14 protein-coding genes are annotated in these 14,521 nt (G+C 71.1%); 4 read left to right on the top strand and 10 right to left on the bottom strand.

Annotation, left to right across the window (positions count from 1 at the left end; translation table 11 throughout):
- Nucleotides 1-2: 2 nt before the first annotated feature.
- From ACO229_RS13770 to ACO229_RS13740, 7 genes are read right to left on the bottom strand one after another with little or no spacing between them, the layout of a single operon-like run.
- Nucleotides 3-884 (bottom strand): type II secretion system F family protein, encoded by an 882-nt coding sequence (locus tag ACO229_RS13770; RefSeq protein WP_423461788.1) that lies wholly within the window; start codon nt 882-884, stop codon nt 3-5.
- A 1-nt stretch (nt 885) separates the two neighbouring features.
- On the bottom strand, nt 886-1,809 hold the full coding sequence (locus ACO229_RS13765; RefSeq protein WP_423461787.1) for a type II secretion system F family protein: 924 nt from the start codon (nt 1,807-1,809) through the stop codon (nt 886-888).
- Nucleotides 1,806-3,119 carry a CpaF family protein gene (locus ACO229_RS13760; protein WP_423461786.1) on the bottom strand — a complete coding sequence of 438 codons (1,314 nt, stop codon included), beginning with the start codon at nt 3,117-3,119 and terminating at the stop codon, nt 1,806-1,808. The genes ACO229_RS13765 and ACO229_RS13760 overlap by 4 nt, the downstream gene beginning before the upstream one ends.
- Nucleotide 3,120: 1 nt before the next feature.
- Complete coding sequence (locus ACO229_RS13755) at nt 3,121-3,498, bottom strand: hypothetical protein (protein ID WP_423461785.1); 378 nt, start codon at nt 3,496-3,498, stop codon at nt 3,121-3,123.
- A gap of 1 nt (nt 3,499) precedes the next feature.
- Nucleotides 3,500-5,125, bottom strand: coding sequence for a hypothetical protein (locus ACO229_RS13750; protein WP_423461784.1), 1,626 nt, complete (start codon nt 5,123-5,125; stop codon nt 3,500-3,502).
- 2 nt (nt 5,126-5,127) lie between these two features.
- The gene (gene cpaB / locus ACO229_RS13745) at nt 5,128-5,835 is read right to left on the bottom strand and encodes a Flp pilus assembly protein CpaB (protein ID WP_423461783.1); all 708 of its coding nucleotides are present in this window, start codon (nt 5,833-5,835) and stop codon (nt 5,128-5,130) included.
- Complete coding sequence (locus ACO229_RS13740) at nt 5,832-6,632, bottom strand: hypothetical protein (protein WP_423461782.1); 801 nt, start codon at nt 6,630-6,632, stop codon at nt 5,832-5,834. Before ACO229_RS13740 ends, cpaB begins: the two co-directional genes overlap by 4 nt.
- A 588-nt stretch (nt 6,633-7,220) precedes the next feature.
- Between ACO229_RS13740 and ACO229_RS13735 the strand changes: the two genes are divergently transcribed.
- From ACO229_RS13735 to ACO229_RS13720, 4 genes are all read left to right on the top strand, one after another.
- Nucleotides 7,221-7,622, top strand: coding sequence for an extracellular solute-binding protein (locus tag ACO229_RS13735; protein ID WP_423461781.1), 402 nt, complete (start codon nt 7,221-7,223; stop codon nt 7,620-7,622).
- Between the two features lie 31 nt (nt 7,623-7,653).
- On the top strand, nt 7,654-8,004 hold the full coding sequence (locus ACO229_RS13730; RefSeq protein ID WP_423461780.1) for a DUF192 domain-containing protein: 351 nt from the start codon (nt 7,654-7,656) through the stop codon (nt 8,002-8,004).
- A gap of 116 nt (nt 8,005-8,120) precedes the next feature.
- Nucleotides 8,121-10,229 carry a hypothetical protein gene (locus ACO229_RS13725; protein ID WP_423461779.1) on the top strand — a complete coding sequence of 703 codons (2,109 nt, stop codon included), beginning with the start codon at nt 8,121-8,123 and terminating at the stop codon, nt 10,227-10,229.
- Between the two features lie 226 nt (nt 10,230-10,455).
- On the top strand, nt 10,456-10,944 hold the full coding sequence (locus ACO229_RS13720; protein WP_423461778.1) for a YbaK/EbsC family protein: 489 nt from the start codon (nt 10,456-10,458) through the stop codon (nt 10,942-10,944).
- A 438-nt stretch (nt 10,945-11,382) separates the two neighbouring features.
- Here the strand turns inward: ACO229_RS13720 and ACO229_RS13715 are convergent, their stop codons facing one another.
- The 3 genes from ACO229_RS13715 to ACO229_RS13705 all read right to left on the bottom strand — a co-directional run bounded on the left by ACO229_RS13715 (nt 11,383) and on the right by ACO229_RS13705 (nt 14,412).
- On the bottom strand, nt 11,383-12,276 hold the full coding sequence (locus ACO229_RS13715) for an SMP-30/gluconolactonase/LRE family protein (protein WP_423461777.1): 894 nt from the start codon (nt 12,274-12,276) through the stop codon (nt 11,383-11,385).
- Nucleotides 12,277-12,349: 73 nt separating this feature from the next.
- Nucleotides 12,350-12,991 (bottom strand): cysteine hydrolase family protein, encoded by a 642-nt coding sequence (locus ACO229_RS13710; RefSeq protein ID WP_423461776.1) that lies wholly within the window; start codon nt 12,989-12,991, stop codon nt 12,350-12,352.
- Nucleotides 12,988-14,412: a purine-cytosine permease family protein gene (locus ACO229_RS13705; RefSeq protein ID WP_423461775.1), complete on the bottom strand. Its 1,425-nt coding sequence runs from the start codon at nt 14,410-14,412 to the stop codon at nt 12,988-12,990. Before ACO229_RS13705 ends, ACO229_RS13710 begins: the two co-directional genes overlap by 4 nt.
- Between the last annotated feature and the right edge of the window lie 109 nt (nt 14,413-14,521).

Raw genomic sequence — 14,521 nt, 5'->3', positions numbered from 1 at the left:
GCTCAGAAAATCCCACCGAGCACCCCCGCGTTGGCGATGAGCACCGAGGACACGATGAGGATCAGGGCCCCGGGCAGGATCGTGAGGGTCACGACGAGCGACACCAGCGGTGCCGCGCGCGACGCGTTCCGGCGTACGTTCTCGGCGTGCTCACGGCGCACGTCCGACGCGATGTCCGTGAGTGCCTGCGCCAGCGGCACGCCCAGCTCCTCGGCCTGGAGCAGGGCGGTCACGAAGGTGCCCACGGCCGCGGACCGGTTGCGCTCGCGCAGGGCCACGAACGCCTGACGCCGGGACGTGCCCACGTTCATCTCCTGCAGCGCGGTACGCATCTCGGCGGCCAGCGCGCCGTCGTGGAGCTCGCACACCCGCTCCAGCGCCTGCCGGAAGCCCAGTCCGGCCGTCACGGTCACGCTGAGCACGTCCAGGAAGTCGGGCAGCTCGCTGTCGATCTGCTGCTGCCGTGCGTTCCCCGCGAGGAAGAGCCACAGCCGCATCCAGGCGATCAGCACCACCGCCAGGGGCACGCCGAACATCCACAGTCCCTGGAGCGTGAGCAGGAGCCCGAACAGCACCCCGATCAGCAGGAAGGCGGCCTCCCGGCGCACGAACATCGTCAGCGTCACGCCGTCCGGCCGGCCGGCCCGGCGGATCATGGTGTCCAGCCGCTGCAGCCGGGCCCGCCCGTGCAGCCGGACCGCGAGGGGGAGCAGCGGCGCCCCGACCAGGTCCAGCAGGGCGACGAACCCGCGGGGCCGGGGCTCCGCGCTCGGCAGGTACTCGGCCTCGACGTCCTCCAGGCCGGTGCTGGTCACGAGCCGGTACCCGGCCATGCCCAGCACGACGAGCCCGGCCGCGCAGGCTGCGATCAACAGGTCGAGCACGTCACACCTCCACCTTCGCGACGCGGCGCACCACCACGTACCCGACGGCGAACAGGCCGGTCGCCACCACGAGCACCGCCTGGCCGGCGAGGTTCGTGATCATCACGTCCAGCACGCCGGGGCTGAACGCGTTCATCAGGAGCACCGCGGCGAAGCCGAGAAAGATCACCGTGTACCCGGAGAACTGCGCCCCGACCGTCGCGGTCACCACCTCGCGCCGCAGCCTGCGCCGCTCCTCCAGCGTGGCGCCGATCCCGGACAGCGCGGTGACGAGGGCCCCGCCGGTCCGGCCCTGGATGGTCAGGGTCTGCACCAGTACCGAGAGCTCGCGCGACGGGAGCCGCTCGCTCAGCGCCGACAGGGCGTCGCGCAGGGACCTGCCGAGCGCCATCTCGGCGGTGACCTGTGCCATCTCCGACGCCGCGGGCTCCGCGATCTCGTCGGCCGCGAGCTCCAGCGACCGGTGCACCGCGAGCCCGGCCGACGCACCGTTCGCCAGGAGCCGGGCCAGCTCCGGGAGCTGTGCCACGAACCGTTCCACGCGCTGCTTGCGCCGCCGGTCCAGCCAGCTGCGCACCCCGACGACGACGAGCACGGTCGCGAGCACCGCGGTGGCCCAGCCGTAGAGCGGCAGGACGATCACGCCCATGGCGAGCGCCCCGGCCGCCGACCCGGCCAGGAGCATCGACGGCGACCAGGTGGGCAGACCGGACCCGGCGAGCAGGGCGATCAGGCGCTGCCCCCGGCGGGTGTTCTGCAGACGTTCGTCGAGACGGTCGAACAGGCGGGTGCCGGACGAGGTGTCGAGGTCGGCGGACTCCACCATCCGCCGTTCGACCTCGGCATTGTCCACGAGCGTCGCCACCGTCGCTGCGGCCAGCAGCAGGGTCACGAACAGGCCGCCTGCGATGAGCAGGACGATCATGCGCGCTCACCGCCCCGGGCGTTCGCGGGTTCGAGCACAGGCACCGGCTCCCCGACGCTTTCCAGGCGTTCCCTCAGCTCGTCCGTCACTGGTGACGGAACGAACCGACCGGTCACGGTCCGGTCCGGTCCGATCGGGTCCTTGGCGAAGCGCACGAGCGGCGTCAGCGCGAACTCCTCGCGGCGGTGCGACGTCACCGCCTGCACCTCGACCACCCGGCGGGACCCATCCTGCGCCCGTTCCAGGTGCACCACCAGGTCGATCGCCGAGTTGATCTGGTCCCGCAGGGTCGCGGCAGGCAGCTCGATCTCGCTCATCGAGGCCAGGGTCTCCAGCCGGCCCAGCGCGTCCCGCGCGGTGTTCGCGTGCACGGTTGCTATCGACCCGTCGTGCCCGGTGTTCATCGCCTGGAGCATGTCGAGGGTCTCGCCGCCGCGCACCTCACCCACGATGATCCGGTCGGGCCGCATCCGGAGCGCGTTGCGCACGAGGTCCCGGATCGCCACGGCACCCCGTCCCTCTACGTTCGCCGGGCGGGACTCCAACCGCACCACGTGGCCCTGCTGGAGCGAGAGCTCCGCGGCGTCCTCAATGGTGACGATCCGCTCGTGCTCCGGGATCATGCCGGACAGCGCGTTCAGGAACGTGGTCTTGCCCGAGCCGGTACCCCCCGATACCACGATGTTCAGCCGCGCCCGTACGCACGCACCCAGCAGGCTCGCGGTTCCCGGGTCCAGCGTCCCCCTGGCCACGAGCTCACCCATCCGGAACGGCGTGGGGAACCGCCGGATGGTCAGGGTCGGGCCGTCGAGCGCCAGGGGCGGGATGATCACGTTCACGCGCTCGCCGCTGGGCAGCCGCGCGTCCACCATGGGGGAGGACTCGTCCACCCGGCGGTTGACCTGCGAGACGATGCGGTCGATCGTCTGGTAGAGCTGCTCCATCGACGCGAACCGGGTCGGCACCCGCTCCACCCGGCCGTACCGCTCCACGAACACGTCGCTCGGCCCGTTCACCATGATCTCGGTGATGGACTCGTCCGCCAGCAGCGGCTCCAGCACACCCAGACCGAGCGCCTCGTCGGCGATCCGCTGCACCAGCGCGCCGCGCTCGCGCGCGGACAGCACGGGGCCGTCGGCCGACAGGATGCGGGACAGCACCCGCTCCAGCCGGATCCGTCGCTGGGACGGCGAGAGCCGGGCGAGCTCGTCGACGTCGACCTCCTCGAGAAGCCGCTCGCGGTAGGTCTTGGCAAGGTCGCTGTCGTCGTCGTGCCGCTCGTCGACGGCGAGCCGGTCGCGCAGGCCCATGTCAGTCCTCGGTCCCTCGTGGTTGCGGTACAGGAAAGGTGGCTGTCCGGGTGACCGAGACGTCGGTGATCTCCAGGCCGGCCAGCCCGAGCGGCGCCGAGACGGTCACCCGTACCTGGGCGTCGCCGCGCTCGACGTCCCCCCGCATCCGCTTCATCTCGAGCCCGTCGGGCACGTGCCGCTGCACGACCGCCCGCCAGTCCTGGCCCTGGCTCAGGGCGCGGGCCCCGTTGCGGGCTGCCTCCTGCGTGATGGACGCCGTCTGCGCCACGGTGATGCCCTGGACCGCCAGGAGGGACACCAGGACGACGACGAACACGACGCCGACGAGCTCGATGGCCGCCTGGCCCCGCTCGCCCGGATCCCGCTGCCTGCGCATCTCAGCGCTCCTCGTAGACGGGGGCCGACGACGACGCCGACAGGTCCACGCCGGGCACGAGGGTCGAGACGGTGACCCGGACGCTCACCCGGTCGGCGAGCACCTCGATGTCCGCGTCGTCGATCGGGTCCATCCAGCCCGGCAGCCGGTCGCGGACGTCGTCCCGGGCCTGCTCGATCACGTCGTCGCGGGGGTTGCCGTACAGGTCGTAGTACCCGGCGACGCCGACCGTCCGCGCGCCCTCCTGGGCGGCGGCCCGGGCCGTCAGCAGGCTCGTCGCCCACCCGATGGCCTGTGCGCACAGCAGGACCACCATCAGGGTGATCAGGATGACGACCGGCAGCTCGACCGTGGACTGCCCGGCCTCCGGGTCGGACCGTCTCTCGCGCGGGGCCCGGCGGGCAGGGCGACCGTTCCGGTGTGCAGCCCCTGCGACCAGCGCCGCGACCTCGGCCGGTTCCTCGCCTGCCTGCGCCGGAGCGGCCAGTGCGCTGATCGCGGCGATGCCGACCTCGGCCACTGCGGTGTGCACGGGCGTGGGCGTCTCCAGCAGGGTCGCGGTGTTGACGGCACCGGCGAACGCGGTACCGCCGTCGGGCACCGTGAACGCGATCGGCCGCTCGACGATGCGCTCGGCGAGCTGGGGCGTCACCTCGTCCCGCGAGCTGCGCCGGTTGAGCACGAGCTCCACCGCCGCCGGGCGCCGGATCGCCAGCCTGTCCCACTGCGCGATCACCCGCCGGGCGCCGCGCAGGGCAGGCAGGTCCGGTGTGGTGACGAGCAGTACCCGGTCGGCGAACTCGATGACGGTGGCACGCGGCTCGTCCAGGTGGGTGCCCACGTCGAGCACCGCGAGGTTCGACTCGAACCGGAGGGCACTCACGATGGACCGGGCCGCCGCGGGCGTCATGTCCTCGCTGCGTTCACCGTCGTTGGGTGCGGTCAGCAACCGCAGTCCACCGCCCACCTCGTAAGTGGTCTCGCGGAGCATGCGCGCCGTCACCTCACCGTCGATGCCCGCGAGGTCGACCACTGAACGCCGCGTGCGCACGCCCGCGTACGCGGCGAGGTCGCCCGCACCAAGGTCGAAGTCCACGAGCGTGGTGTCACCGCTACGGCCAGCGCGCGCGAGCAGCAGAGCGAGGACCGACGCGCCGACGCCGCCCTTCGCGCCGGCCACTGCCACCACCTGGCCACCACGACCACCCGTTCGTTCCGCTGCGATCGCGGCCCGCGCCACCGTGGACCACGAGGCCACAGCCTCGAACCGCGTCAGCACCTCCTCGAGACCGGCGTTCCGGGCGATCACCGAGCGGGCACCGACCTCCATCGCCGCGGCCATCGCGGTGTTCATCTCGGCCGGGTTGCGGGCGTCCACGACCATCACGATGCCGATGAGCGGCGCGGCCAGGCCCACGGTGCGGGCCAGCGCGTGACCGTGGCCGTCGTCGGCGGCCTCGTCGATGACCACGATCCCGATGTCGGGGTGCCGGTCGAGGGCGGTGAGCGCTCCGGCGCCGTCGGGTACGGACGCGGCCAGCTCGAACTGGTCGGACTCGGCGAACACGTGTCCCAGATGGTCCCGGACCTCGTGGGACGCCGTCGCGAGCAGCACCTTGGTCACCATCGTCAGCCCTGCGCCTTCGGAGCCGTGCCGTCGTAGACGCGCTCCTCGGTCGGCAGCTGCTCCTCGTCGCCTGCGCCGCGCAGGGCGAGGCGCATCTTGACCGAGAACGACTCGACGTAGGCGAGCGTCAGCGCGTCGTCGGTGGTCAGCGCGAACGTCACCGGGAGGCCCTGTGTGGTCTCCGAGAGGTCGTCGGGGTTCTCGAGCGTCTGGGGAAGGCCGACCTCCAGGACCAGAACGTTGGAGACCCACACCCGGGACACGGACTTCGTGGTCTCGGTGCCCGCCATGGTCGCGATGATGTCCACGTGGTCACCGGGCTCCACCTTGCCCGCCACGCCGGTCTCGGCGTCCACGAGGATGGCGACCTCGCGGAACCCGGGCTGCACACCCGGCCGTTCGATCAGCATCCCGGACTGCAGCAGCGTGCCCTCGTCGTAGTCGGTGGCGGCGACCAGGTTCCGCACGGCTCGCGGGTCCTGCACGGCGGTGGCCGACGCCCAGCGCTCCGGGATCTGCACCTCCTCCAGCATGTCCGGCTCGATCGGCTCCAGAGCCGTGACCGAGCGGTTGAGCTGGAGCACGGTGGTCATGGGCCCCACCTGGGTGCTCACCGTGCGAACGTAGTAGAGGACACCGACGAAGACAGCGACGGCGAGGACCGAGGTGACGACGAGCAGGAAGACTCCTCGGCGTTGGCGCGGGTTCAACTGATGACTCCCTGGTGCTCTGGCTGATCGGGAAGCTCCGCACGTGGGGGGACCCTCGTGTGGGCGGGACGTGCTGCGATGTCGCAGAAGATGCAGGTCTCGGTGGCAGCCCGCCCGCAGACCTCGCACGCCGACCAGCGATGGGACGCGGAGGCCGCGCTCGCGACGGCCCAGCTCAGCGGTCCGTCGATGGTCGATACCTCGAACCAGCGCGCGGCGGGCCATTCGGCTCTCGTGCCGACGAGCTCGGCGTCGGCGGGACGGGGTAGCAGGTCCGTGACGTCGGGGACCACTGGTTTGGGGGAGCGGGCGACAACGAGCATGTCGCCCCCGGTCGGCACGCCCAGGCGCTCCTGGAACCGTCCGACGGTGCCCCGGCCGGGATCGACCACGAACGCCGTGCGGGGCAGCAGGCTGCCTGCGTGCTGCCGGAACGTCGGCGCGGGGCTCTCGAGCGAGGCCACGCTGGACACGAGCGCTCTGGTGGTGACGCGAGCCAGGACGACGTCGGCCACGGCGCGGGCGGACGAGGCGGTCAGTCCGCCGGTCACGAGACCCGCGAGCATCACCGCCCAGGCTGTGACCGGCGTCTCGACGTGGAGCAGACCGAGCCGTTCCGGGCCGAGTACCAGGCGAGCCGACCGTGCGACCTTGCGGCCGGGCTCGTCACGAGTGGCGAGCACCACATCGTCGGCGGGCAGGTCCGCCAGGGCGGCGACCACCGAGTCCAACGTTGCATTCGCCCGGCGGACGGCCGGGTGTATGCCGTCCGGCGCGCCGATCGCTACGACCAGCATGGCATCCCCCTTGTCCCCGTTCCGACACAACAGCATCGATCTGCCCGCTTACGCGACCACCCCCGGCATATCAGCGCAACACGCTCTTGCCGACGCCCTTTGTATAGGTTTAGGGGCATTCGTTACACGGACTCTACAGACCCCGCCCCGGAACGTACATAGTTATCGGTCATCGGATCGACTTCTGAGCGGAACTGGGCACCTAGGGCGCTCAGATGAGCGGCACCCGCACGGGCTCGGCAAGGAACGCCCTGACGGTGGCGAGGCCGATGCCCCTGCCCGCTCCGGTCACCAGGACGTGCTTGCCGGCGAGATCGGGCTCCATGCTGTGTTGTCCCTTTCGCGGGTCGGATCTTTCTGCGCGTCACGAAGGGTGCGCCCCTGTGGCACTGATCGTCCGCCGATGGCACAGGCCTATCCAGGTACTACTGATCCCAGGCTGGGCCAGATCACGCCCCAGCTGCGGAAAGAAGGATCGTCAGGCCGTGGCTACCTCCTCCCGCACGCGATAGAAACGACGCAGTGCTCCAGCAGTTGTGGCCGTCATCAGGCCACGACGGTGATCGTGGAAACAGCCTGAGGAGAAACATGAGGCGAAGGCTCTCGACCACGGCGGCGTCGCCGACCGGGACGTTCGAGCAGATCGGGCAGGAGCTCGAGCAAGCCCACGACGGCGTTCAGGTCGAGCCCAGCTTCGCCGGGTCCTCGGATCTGGTCGCGCAGATCCAGGAGGGCGCACCGGCCGACGTGTTCGCCTCCGCCGACGAGGCCAACATGGAGAAGCTGACCGCTGACGCGTTGGAGGGTGCCGAGCCGGTCACGTTCGCGTCCAACACCCTGGAGATCGAGGTGCCTCCGGGTAACCCCGCCGGGATCCAGGACTTCGACGACCTGGCCGGTGACGGGTTCAATCTGGTTGTCTGCGCCGCGGAGGTGCCATGCGGCGCGGCCACGCGGAACGTCGCCGAGGTGGCCGGCGGTGGAGCATGACCCGTGGAAGTTTCGTCGAGAGGAACGCAACATGGCGCAGGTCCGACTCCTGGTCGACGGGAGGGCGGTCGCCGAGGCCGTCGTCGCCGACACCGTCCTGACCCGGGCGCGTGGGCTGCTGTTCCGGCAGGTCCTGCCCGAAGCGCTCCTGCTGCGGCCGTGCTCGTCGGTGCACGGCGCCTGGATGCGTGTGCCGCTGGACGTCGCGCTGGTCTCCCGGGACATGCGTGTGCTCGCGGTCCGCGCGCTGCGACCCTGGGGCATGACGGCACCGCTCCGCGGGGTCACGCAGGTGCTGGAGGCGCCGGTCGGGAGCTTCGAACGGTGGGGCCTCGAGGTGGGCAGTGAGCTGGGTCTCGGTCCGATGGAGCGGGCCGGATAGGCGGGACCCGACACTCGGCGCGCTGTCGTAGGTCCCCGGGCCCAAATTTGGTGCCAAAGGCGCAAAAGACGCCTGGGTGTTGCCTCCGGTTCATCGCTTGAACCTAGCTTCGCGACGTGACCAGACAAGAGCGCGAGGCGGGCCAGGCACTGACGGAGTACGTCGCAGTGACCGGCGTGGTCCTGCTCGTGGTCGCGCTCGTGATCGGCGCGGCGACACCCGTCGGGGTGGCCGTGCAGCAGAAGCTGCTCTGCGCGGTCAGCTCCGTGGGCGACGCGGCCGGGGTCGAGACGTGCGCCGACGTCGCCACTGGCCCCGGCGACGAGGGCGGGGCCGGGGAGGGCGACGGCGAGGGCGGCCCGGGCGACGACTACAGCCCGCCGACGGGACGGTGCGAGGACGACGTCACCTTCGACTTCGTGGACAAGCCCGAGTCGCAGTGGGACACGGCGGTGGTCCAGATCGACTGCGTCTGGTACCCGGGCCCGACCATCTGCTTCTCGGCGAACATGCCCGAGGGGCACCTGGACCGGGCGCGCGAGGACCGGGTGTACCAGGAGGGCGAGATCCAGGACTTCGTGGACTGCGTGCTCGACGGCAGGGGTGGCCCGAAGGACGACCCCAACGACAAGAGCTGCGCCAACGCGATGCCCACCAGCGGCGACATCGACGAGGACGCACCCCCGAAGGTGCAGGTGGGCTGCCGCGAGCTGCCGGTGCCGAAGGGCTGCGAGGCCGAGTGGGCCGCCTACGAGGACGCCGTGGCCGGCAAGGAACGCGCCGCCCGGTCGGGGGAACTCGCCAACTGCATCTCCGAGAAGTACGCGTCGATGGAACTGCCGTGCGTGGTGGAGGCCACGGGGCACGTGGACAGCACGAACATCCAGTTCCTGTTCTTCCGCTGGGGTGACAGCAACGGCACGCTCATCGAGAAGCTCGGCGACGGGCGCATCCGCATCCACATCCTCAAGGGCGTGGAGTTCGGCGTGGGCGCCAGCGGCAGCGACGTGGGCGGTACACCCATCGCCTTCGACATCGCGGGCATCACCGGATACGCCGAGGACTACACCTACGAGTTCACGGACATGCGCAAGGCCCAGGACTGGATCGACTGGTACAAGAAGTACTCTCTGTCGGCGGAGATCGTGAGCTCCCCGCCGACGCACTGCCCGCCACCCCACCTGAGCACCTACTGCCCGCCGCCGCCGGACCACATGCCCGACGTCGGCGACGTGATGGACCTGCAGGACGAGGAGCCCGACCACCACCTCGTCGCGACGTCCACGAGCGACATCAAGAAGGTCAAGCTCAAGGGTGGTCTCAAGTGGGGTGCCGGGGTGGGCCCCGTCGAGCTCAAGGGCATGGTCGACGGCGGCTACGAGGGCGAGATCCAGGTCGAGGACCGGCAGTGGTCGGACGGCTCGACGACCGCCACGTACACGTCCTCCGACATCGGCGGCTTCCTCATCGGGGCGGAGCTGTCCGGCAAGCAGCCCTTCACCAAGAAGAACGACAAGGAGACGAGCTCCGGGAAGGGCAAGGGCAAGGGGCAGGTCGGCATGGAGTGGAAGGGCACCACGAGCACGTCGGTGATCTGGGACAAGGACGGCAAGCTGTCCAAGCTCACGATCGCGATGGACGACCAGGTGATGAAGACGCTCTACAAGGCCGGCATCGACATCGACGTGGTGCTGCCCTACGGCTTCAAGGCGACCGGTGGCTACAGCAAGCAGGAGGAGGAGGGCACTCTCTCGAAGACCGAGCTGATCATCGATTTCAACCAGTACCCGGAGCTGCGCGAGAAGCTCGGCCCGAAGATCGACGAGATCTTCCCCCGCAACGACGACGGCACCCTGAAGAAGGGTGATGTCGAGATCAACGGCGAGGACTCCGAGGGCGGCGAGCTGTACGAGGCCGCCCAGGACTACGCCAACGTGCGCGAGCTCAAGTACGACATGGACAAGGTGACCGAGGGCGGCGGGTACGGCCTCAAGTGGGAGGGCCTGGACCTGTTCAAGGTCGACTTCACCTCGGTCGACGAGAACCGCACCCTCTCGGAGTCGTCCTTCGAGGTGACCGACGTGGACGGCAACAAGCAGACGACGTCACCGGCGCCCCAGTGCCGGGCCAAGGACTTCGAGGCGCCCGACGACTACTACACGACCGAGTTCTCGGCTCCGCCGACCCCGACCTTCCGCGGTGGTTCGAGCTTCGACAACCCGTGACCGAGCTCCCGGCCGGCGTGCCGCGCACTCCCCGCACCCGCCTGCTCCCCGCCGCGGCACCGTTCCCCGGAAGCGTCCGCCCACCCAGAAAGTGCGCTTCTACCCAGCGATTGCGCCCAGATGGCACCTCGAATCTGGGCGCAATCGCTGGGTAGAAGCGCACCTTGTGGACCGGGGGGCCAAAACAGCGGGCTCGTCGTGGTGGGCGGTGTCTACCATCTGGCGCATGTCGAACTCGTCGCCCCGTCATCCCGCCGTCGAGAAGGTCACCGCTGCGCTCGCGGAGGCCGGCGCCACCGGCCAGGTCCGCTGGCTCGACGACGCCGCCACCACCGCCGCGCTCGCTGCCGCGCACCTCGGCATCGAGGTGGGGCAGATCGCGAACTCCCTCGTGTTCCTGTTCGACGGGACGCCGACGCTCGTGCTCACCTCCGGCGCCCACCGCGTGGACACGGCGTGGTTGGGCGAGCAGGTCGGAGCGACCATCACCCGCGCCTCGAAGGACCAGGTCAAGGAAGCAACGGGCCAGGTCATCGGTGGCGTCGCGCCGGTGGGCCACCCGGCACCGGTGCCGACGTACGTGGACACGGCGCTCTCCGAGCACGCCGAGGTGTGGGCTGCCGCGGGCCACGCCAAGACCGTCTTCCCGACGACGTTCGCCGAGCTCGTCCGCATCACGGGCGGCACGCCGACACCGGTCACACCCGGGAACTGAGCTCCCGAGCTGTCGAGCGTGGAAGCCGGCTGAGCACGTTGGAGCATTGAGTGTGGAGGCGGGCTTGGTGTGCCGGAGCATTGAGCGTGGAGCGGGCTTGGCGTGCCGGAGCGTCGAGCGTGGAGGTGGTCTGAGTGTGCTCGAGCACCGATCTGGGACTGCCGGAGGGCGGGGCGGGCAAGCGGACCTGGACCGTGGCCCGTGCGGTGTCCGTGGTGCGTGCCGTTGCCGCCCGGGGAAGGTGCCCCGCGAAGGTCGGTCACTCCGTGTAGACAATGTCGACGCAGAGTGACCGACCTTCGCGGGGCACCTTCCCCGGCCGCTCGGCATTGGTGCTCGACGTCCGGCGGCGTCCGGCACGGCCTCGGCGCGCTCGCGTGCTCGCGTGCTCGCGCGGTCGTCCGGTCGCGTGCTCGTCCGGCCGCCCGGTCGAGCGCCTCAGCGGATCCCGGTCGCCGTCACCCGGATCGAGAGCAGCAGGTTCGTCGCCGTCACGAACAGCACGTTGCGCTTGGCGCCGCCGAAGGTCAGGTTCGAGCAGACCTCGGGCAGCAGCAGCTTGCCGAGCAGGGTGCCGTCCGGGTCGATGCAGTGCAGGCCGTCGTGCGCGGCCGCCCAGATCCGCCCGGCGTCGTCCACCCGGATGCCGTCGAACGTGCCCGCGTCGCACGTGGCCAGCATGTCGCCGCCGGAGAGCGTGAGGTCGGGGGCGACGTCGAAGCGCCGCAGGTGCTTGCGCTCGCTGTCGGTGACGTAGAGGGTGCGTTCGTCGGCGGAGAAGGCGAGGCCGTTGGGCCCCGTGAAGTCGTCGGCGACCTGGGTGACGGTGCCGTCAGGGTCGCGGCGGTAGACGTGGCAGCCGTCGATCTCGGGTGGTGCCGCGAAACCCTCGTAGTCGCTCTGGATGCCGTAGGACGGGTCGGTGAACCACACGCTCCCGTCGCTGCGTTCGACCAGGTCGTTGGGGCTGTTGAACCGCTTGCCCTGCCATCGGTCGGCGAGCGTGGTCACCGTCCCGTCCGGCTCGGTGCGCGTGACCGAGCGGCTGCCGTGCTCGCACTGGAGCATGCGGCCGGCCCGGTCGACGGTGCGGCCGTTCGCGTACCCACCCGGGCTCCGCCAGACACCGACGGCGCCCGTCGCCTCGTCCCAGGAGAGCACCCGGTCGTTCGGGATGTCGCTGAACAGCACCGTCCGCCAGGCGGCCGACCAGGCGGGGCCCTCCAGCCAGCTGCCCTCGTCGTAGTGCACCGTCGCGTACGTGTCGCCGTGGACGGGCGAGAACCGCTCGTCGTGACGTTCCCACCGGGCACGGATCCTGTTGCCGGTCACACCTACCTCCTTCGTGCATGGTGACCATGCGGTTGCTGTCGGTACGGACCCGATCCTGGCAGCAACCGCATGGTCAAGGGTGGGTTGTCGCCAGGACGGCCTCGGTGGTCGTCACCTCGATCAGCGGGGCGTACAGGCGCATGATCGCCAGGGCGCGCTCGTGGTTCTCCGGCGTCGAGCCCGCGCAGGCGTCCTCGACGACGAGCACGTGGCGGCCGGCGTCGGCGGCGGCGAGCGCCGTGGAGATCACGCAGCAGTCGGTGGCCACGCCCGCCAGCACCAGCTCGCCGGCGTCGCGGGTGGCGGCCGCCAGGTCGGGGCCCCACTTGCCGAACGTGGTGGCGGTGACCACGGGCGCACCCGCCGCTGCGACGTCGCCCAGGTCGGTGATCTCGTACAGCGGGTCGTCGGGTGCGACCAGCGCGAACGGCCACTGGTCGAAGTAGGCGCGCCAGGCGCCGTCGGGTACGGCGGGGGCGACGTACCGCGTGAGCACCGTGCGGCCCGCGAACGCAGGGAGCAGACGGCGGGTGCCGGCGAGCGCGCGCGGGTAGTCGGGGGAGGCCCAGGGGCTGGGCGGCCGGGCGAACACGTCCTGCATGTCGATCACGACCAGCGCGGCATCCGGCCCGCCCGCACCGGCCCCGGCACCACCGGCCCCGGCACCACCGGGCCCGACGTCGAGCGCCCCGCCCGCCCGGGCCCCGCTCGTCATCGCCCCTCCTGACGCCGCACGCGGCGGGCGCTCAGCACGAGCGTCCCGGCGAACCCGATCACGAGGGCGACGAGCACGCCCAGGTTGGCGAACGCCCAGCTTCCCTCGATGCCGCCGAGGGGGCCCAGGAGGTAGCCCTGCCAGGCGAGCCACGGCGCGTAGGTGTTGGTCACCAGGCCCCAGCCGACGACGGTGCCGCCCACGACCAGCAGCACGGCGGCCCAGTTCACGGAGCCGTAGCGGCCGGCCGGGTCGTACAGGTCGGCGTCGGCGTAGTCGCGGCGGCGCAGCAGGATGTCGGCGAGCAGCACGCCGCACCAGGCGGCGACGGGCACGCCGAGCGTGATGAGGAAGCCCTGGAAGGGGCCGATGAAGGAGTCGGCGACGAACACGACGTAGACGGCGCCGAGCACCATGAGGGCGCCGTCGATGGCGGCGGCGACCCAGCGCGGCGCGGGCAGCCCGAGGGACAGCAGGGCCAGCCCGGAGGAGTAGATGTCCAGGGCGGCGCCGCCGATCAGCCCCGCCAGGGCCACCACGGCGAACGGGACGAGGAACCAGGTGGGCAGGAGGGTCGACAGGGCGCCGATGGGGTCGGCGCCGATCGCCTCGTCGAGCACGGGGTCGGATCCGGCGAGCAGCAGGCCGAACACGAGCAGGGCGACGGGGGCGAGCGAGGCGCCGAACGTGGTCCAGCCGACGATGCCCGGGCCGGACGCGGAGCGGGGGAGGTAGCGCGAGTAGTCGGCGGCCATGTTGACCCAGCCCAGGCCGAAGCCCGTCATCATGAACACGAGCCCGCCGATCACCTGCGGGCTGCCGCCCGCGGGGATCGCGGCGACCGTGGCCCAGTCGACGTGGTCGAGCACCAGGACGACGTAGACGACGGTGAGCACGGCGGTCAGCACGGTGATCACGACCTGCAGCCGCATGACGAGGTCGAAGCCGAAGACGCCGGCCACCACGACGATGCCCGCCACCACCACGAGGGCCACGACCTTGGTGACGGTGCCGCCGCCCCAGCCCAGGGCGCCGAGCACGGTGGAGGTCGCGAGCGTGGCCAGGGCGACCAGGACCGTCTCCCAGCCGACGGTGAGGATCCAGGACAGGAGCGACGGCAGCGCGTTGCCACGGACACCGAACGCCGCCCGGGACAGCACCATGGTGGGCGCCGACCCGCGCCGTCCGGCCAGCGAGATGAACCCGCAGAACAGGAACGACACCACGATGCCGACCACGCCCACCACCACGGCCTGCCAGAACGACACGGCGAACCCGAGCAGGTAGGAGCCGTACCCGAGGCCCAGCACGGAGACGTTGGCGCCGAACCACGGCCAGAACAGGTTCCGCGGCGACCCGCGCCGCTCGGACTCGTCGATGGTGTTCAGGGCGTTGGTCTCGACGCTCGTGGGTGAGCTCATGCCGGTGATCCTGCCACCGCCACCGCCCCCGCGGCGAGCGTGCGGCCACCCCGTGGGACGCCGAAGGGCCCGCACCACGTGGTGCGGGCCCTTCGGGGTACCTCGGTCG

Origin of the sequence: Promicromonospora sp. MS192 (assembly GCF_049532985.1) — a bacterium.
Classification (GTDB): domain Bacteria; phylum Actinomycetota; class Actinomycetes; order Actinomycetales; family Cellulomonadaceae; genus Promicromonospora.
Note: the sequence above shows the minus strand (reverse complement) of the source record. Positions and strands in the feature narration are given on the sequence as shown.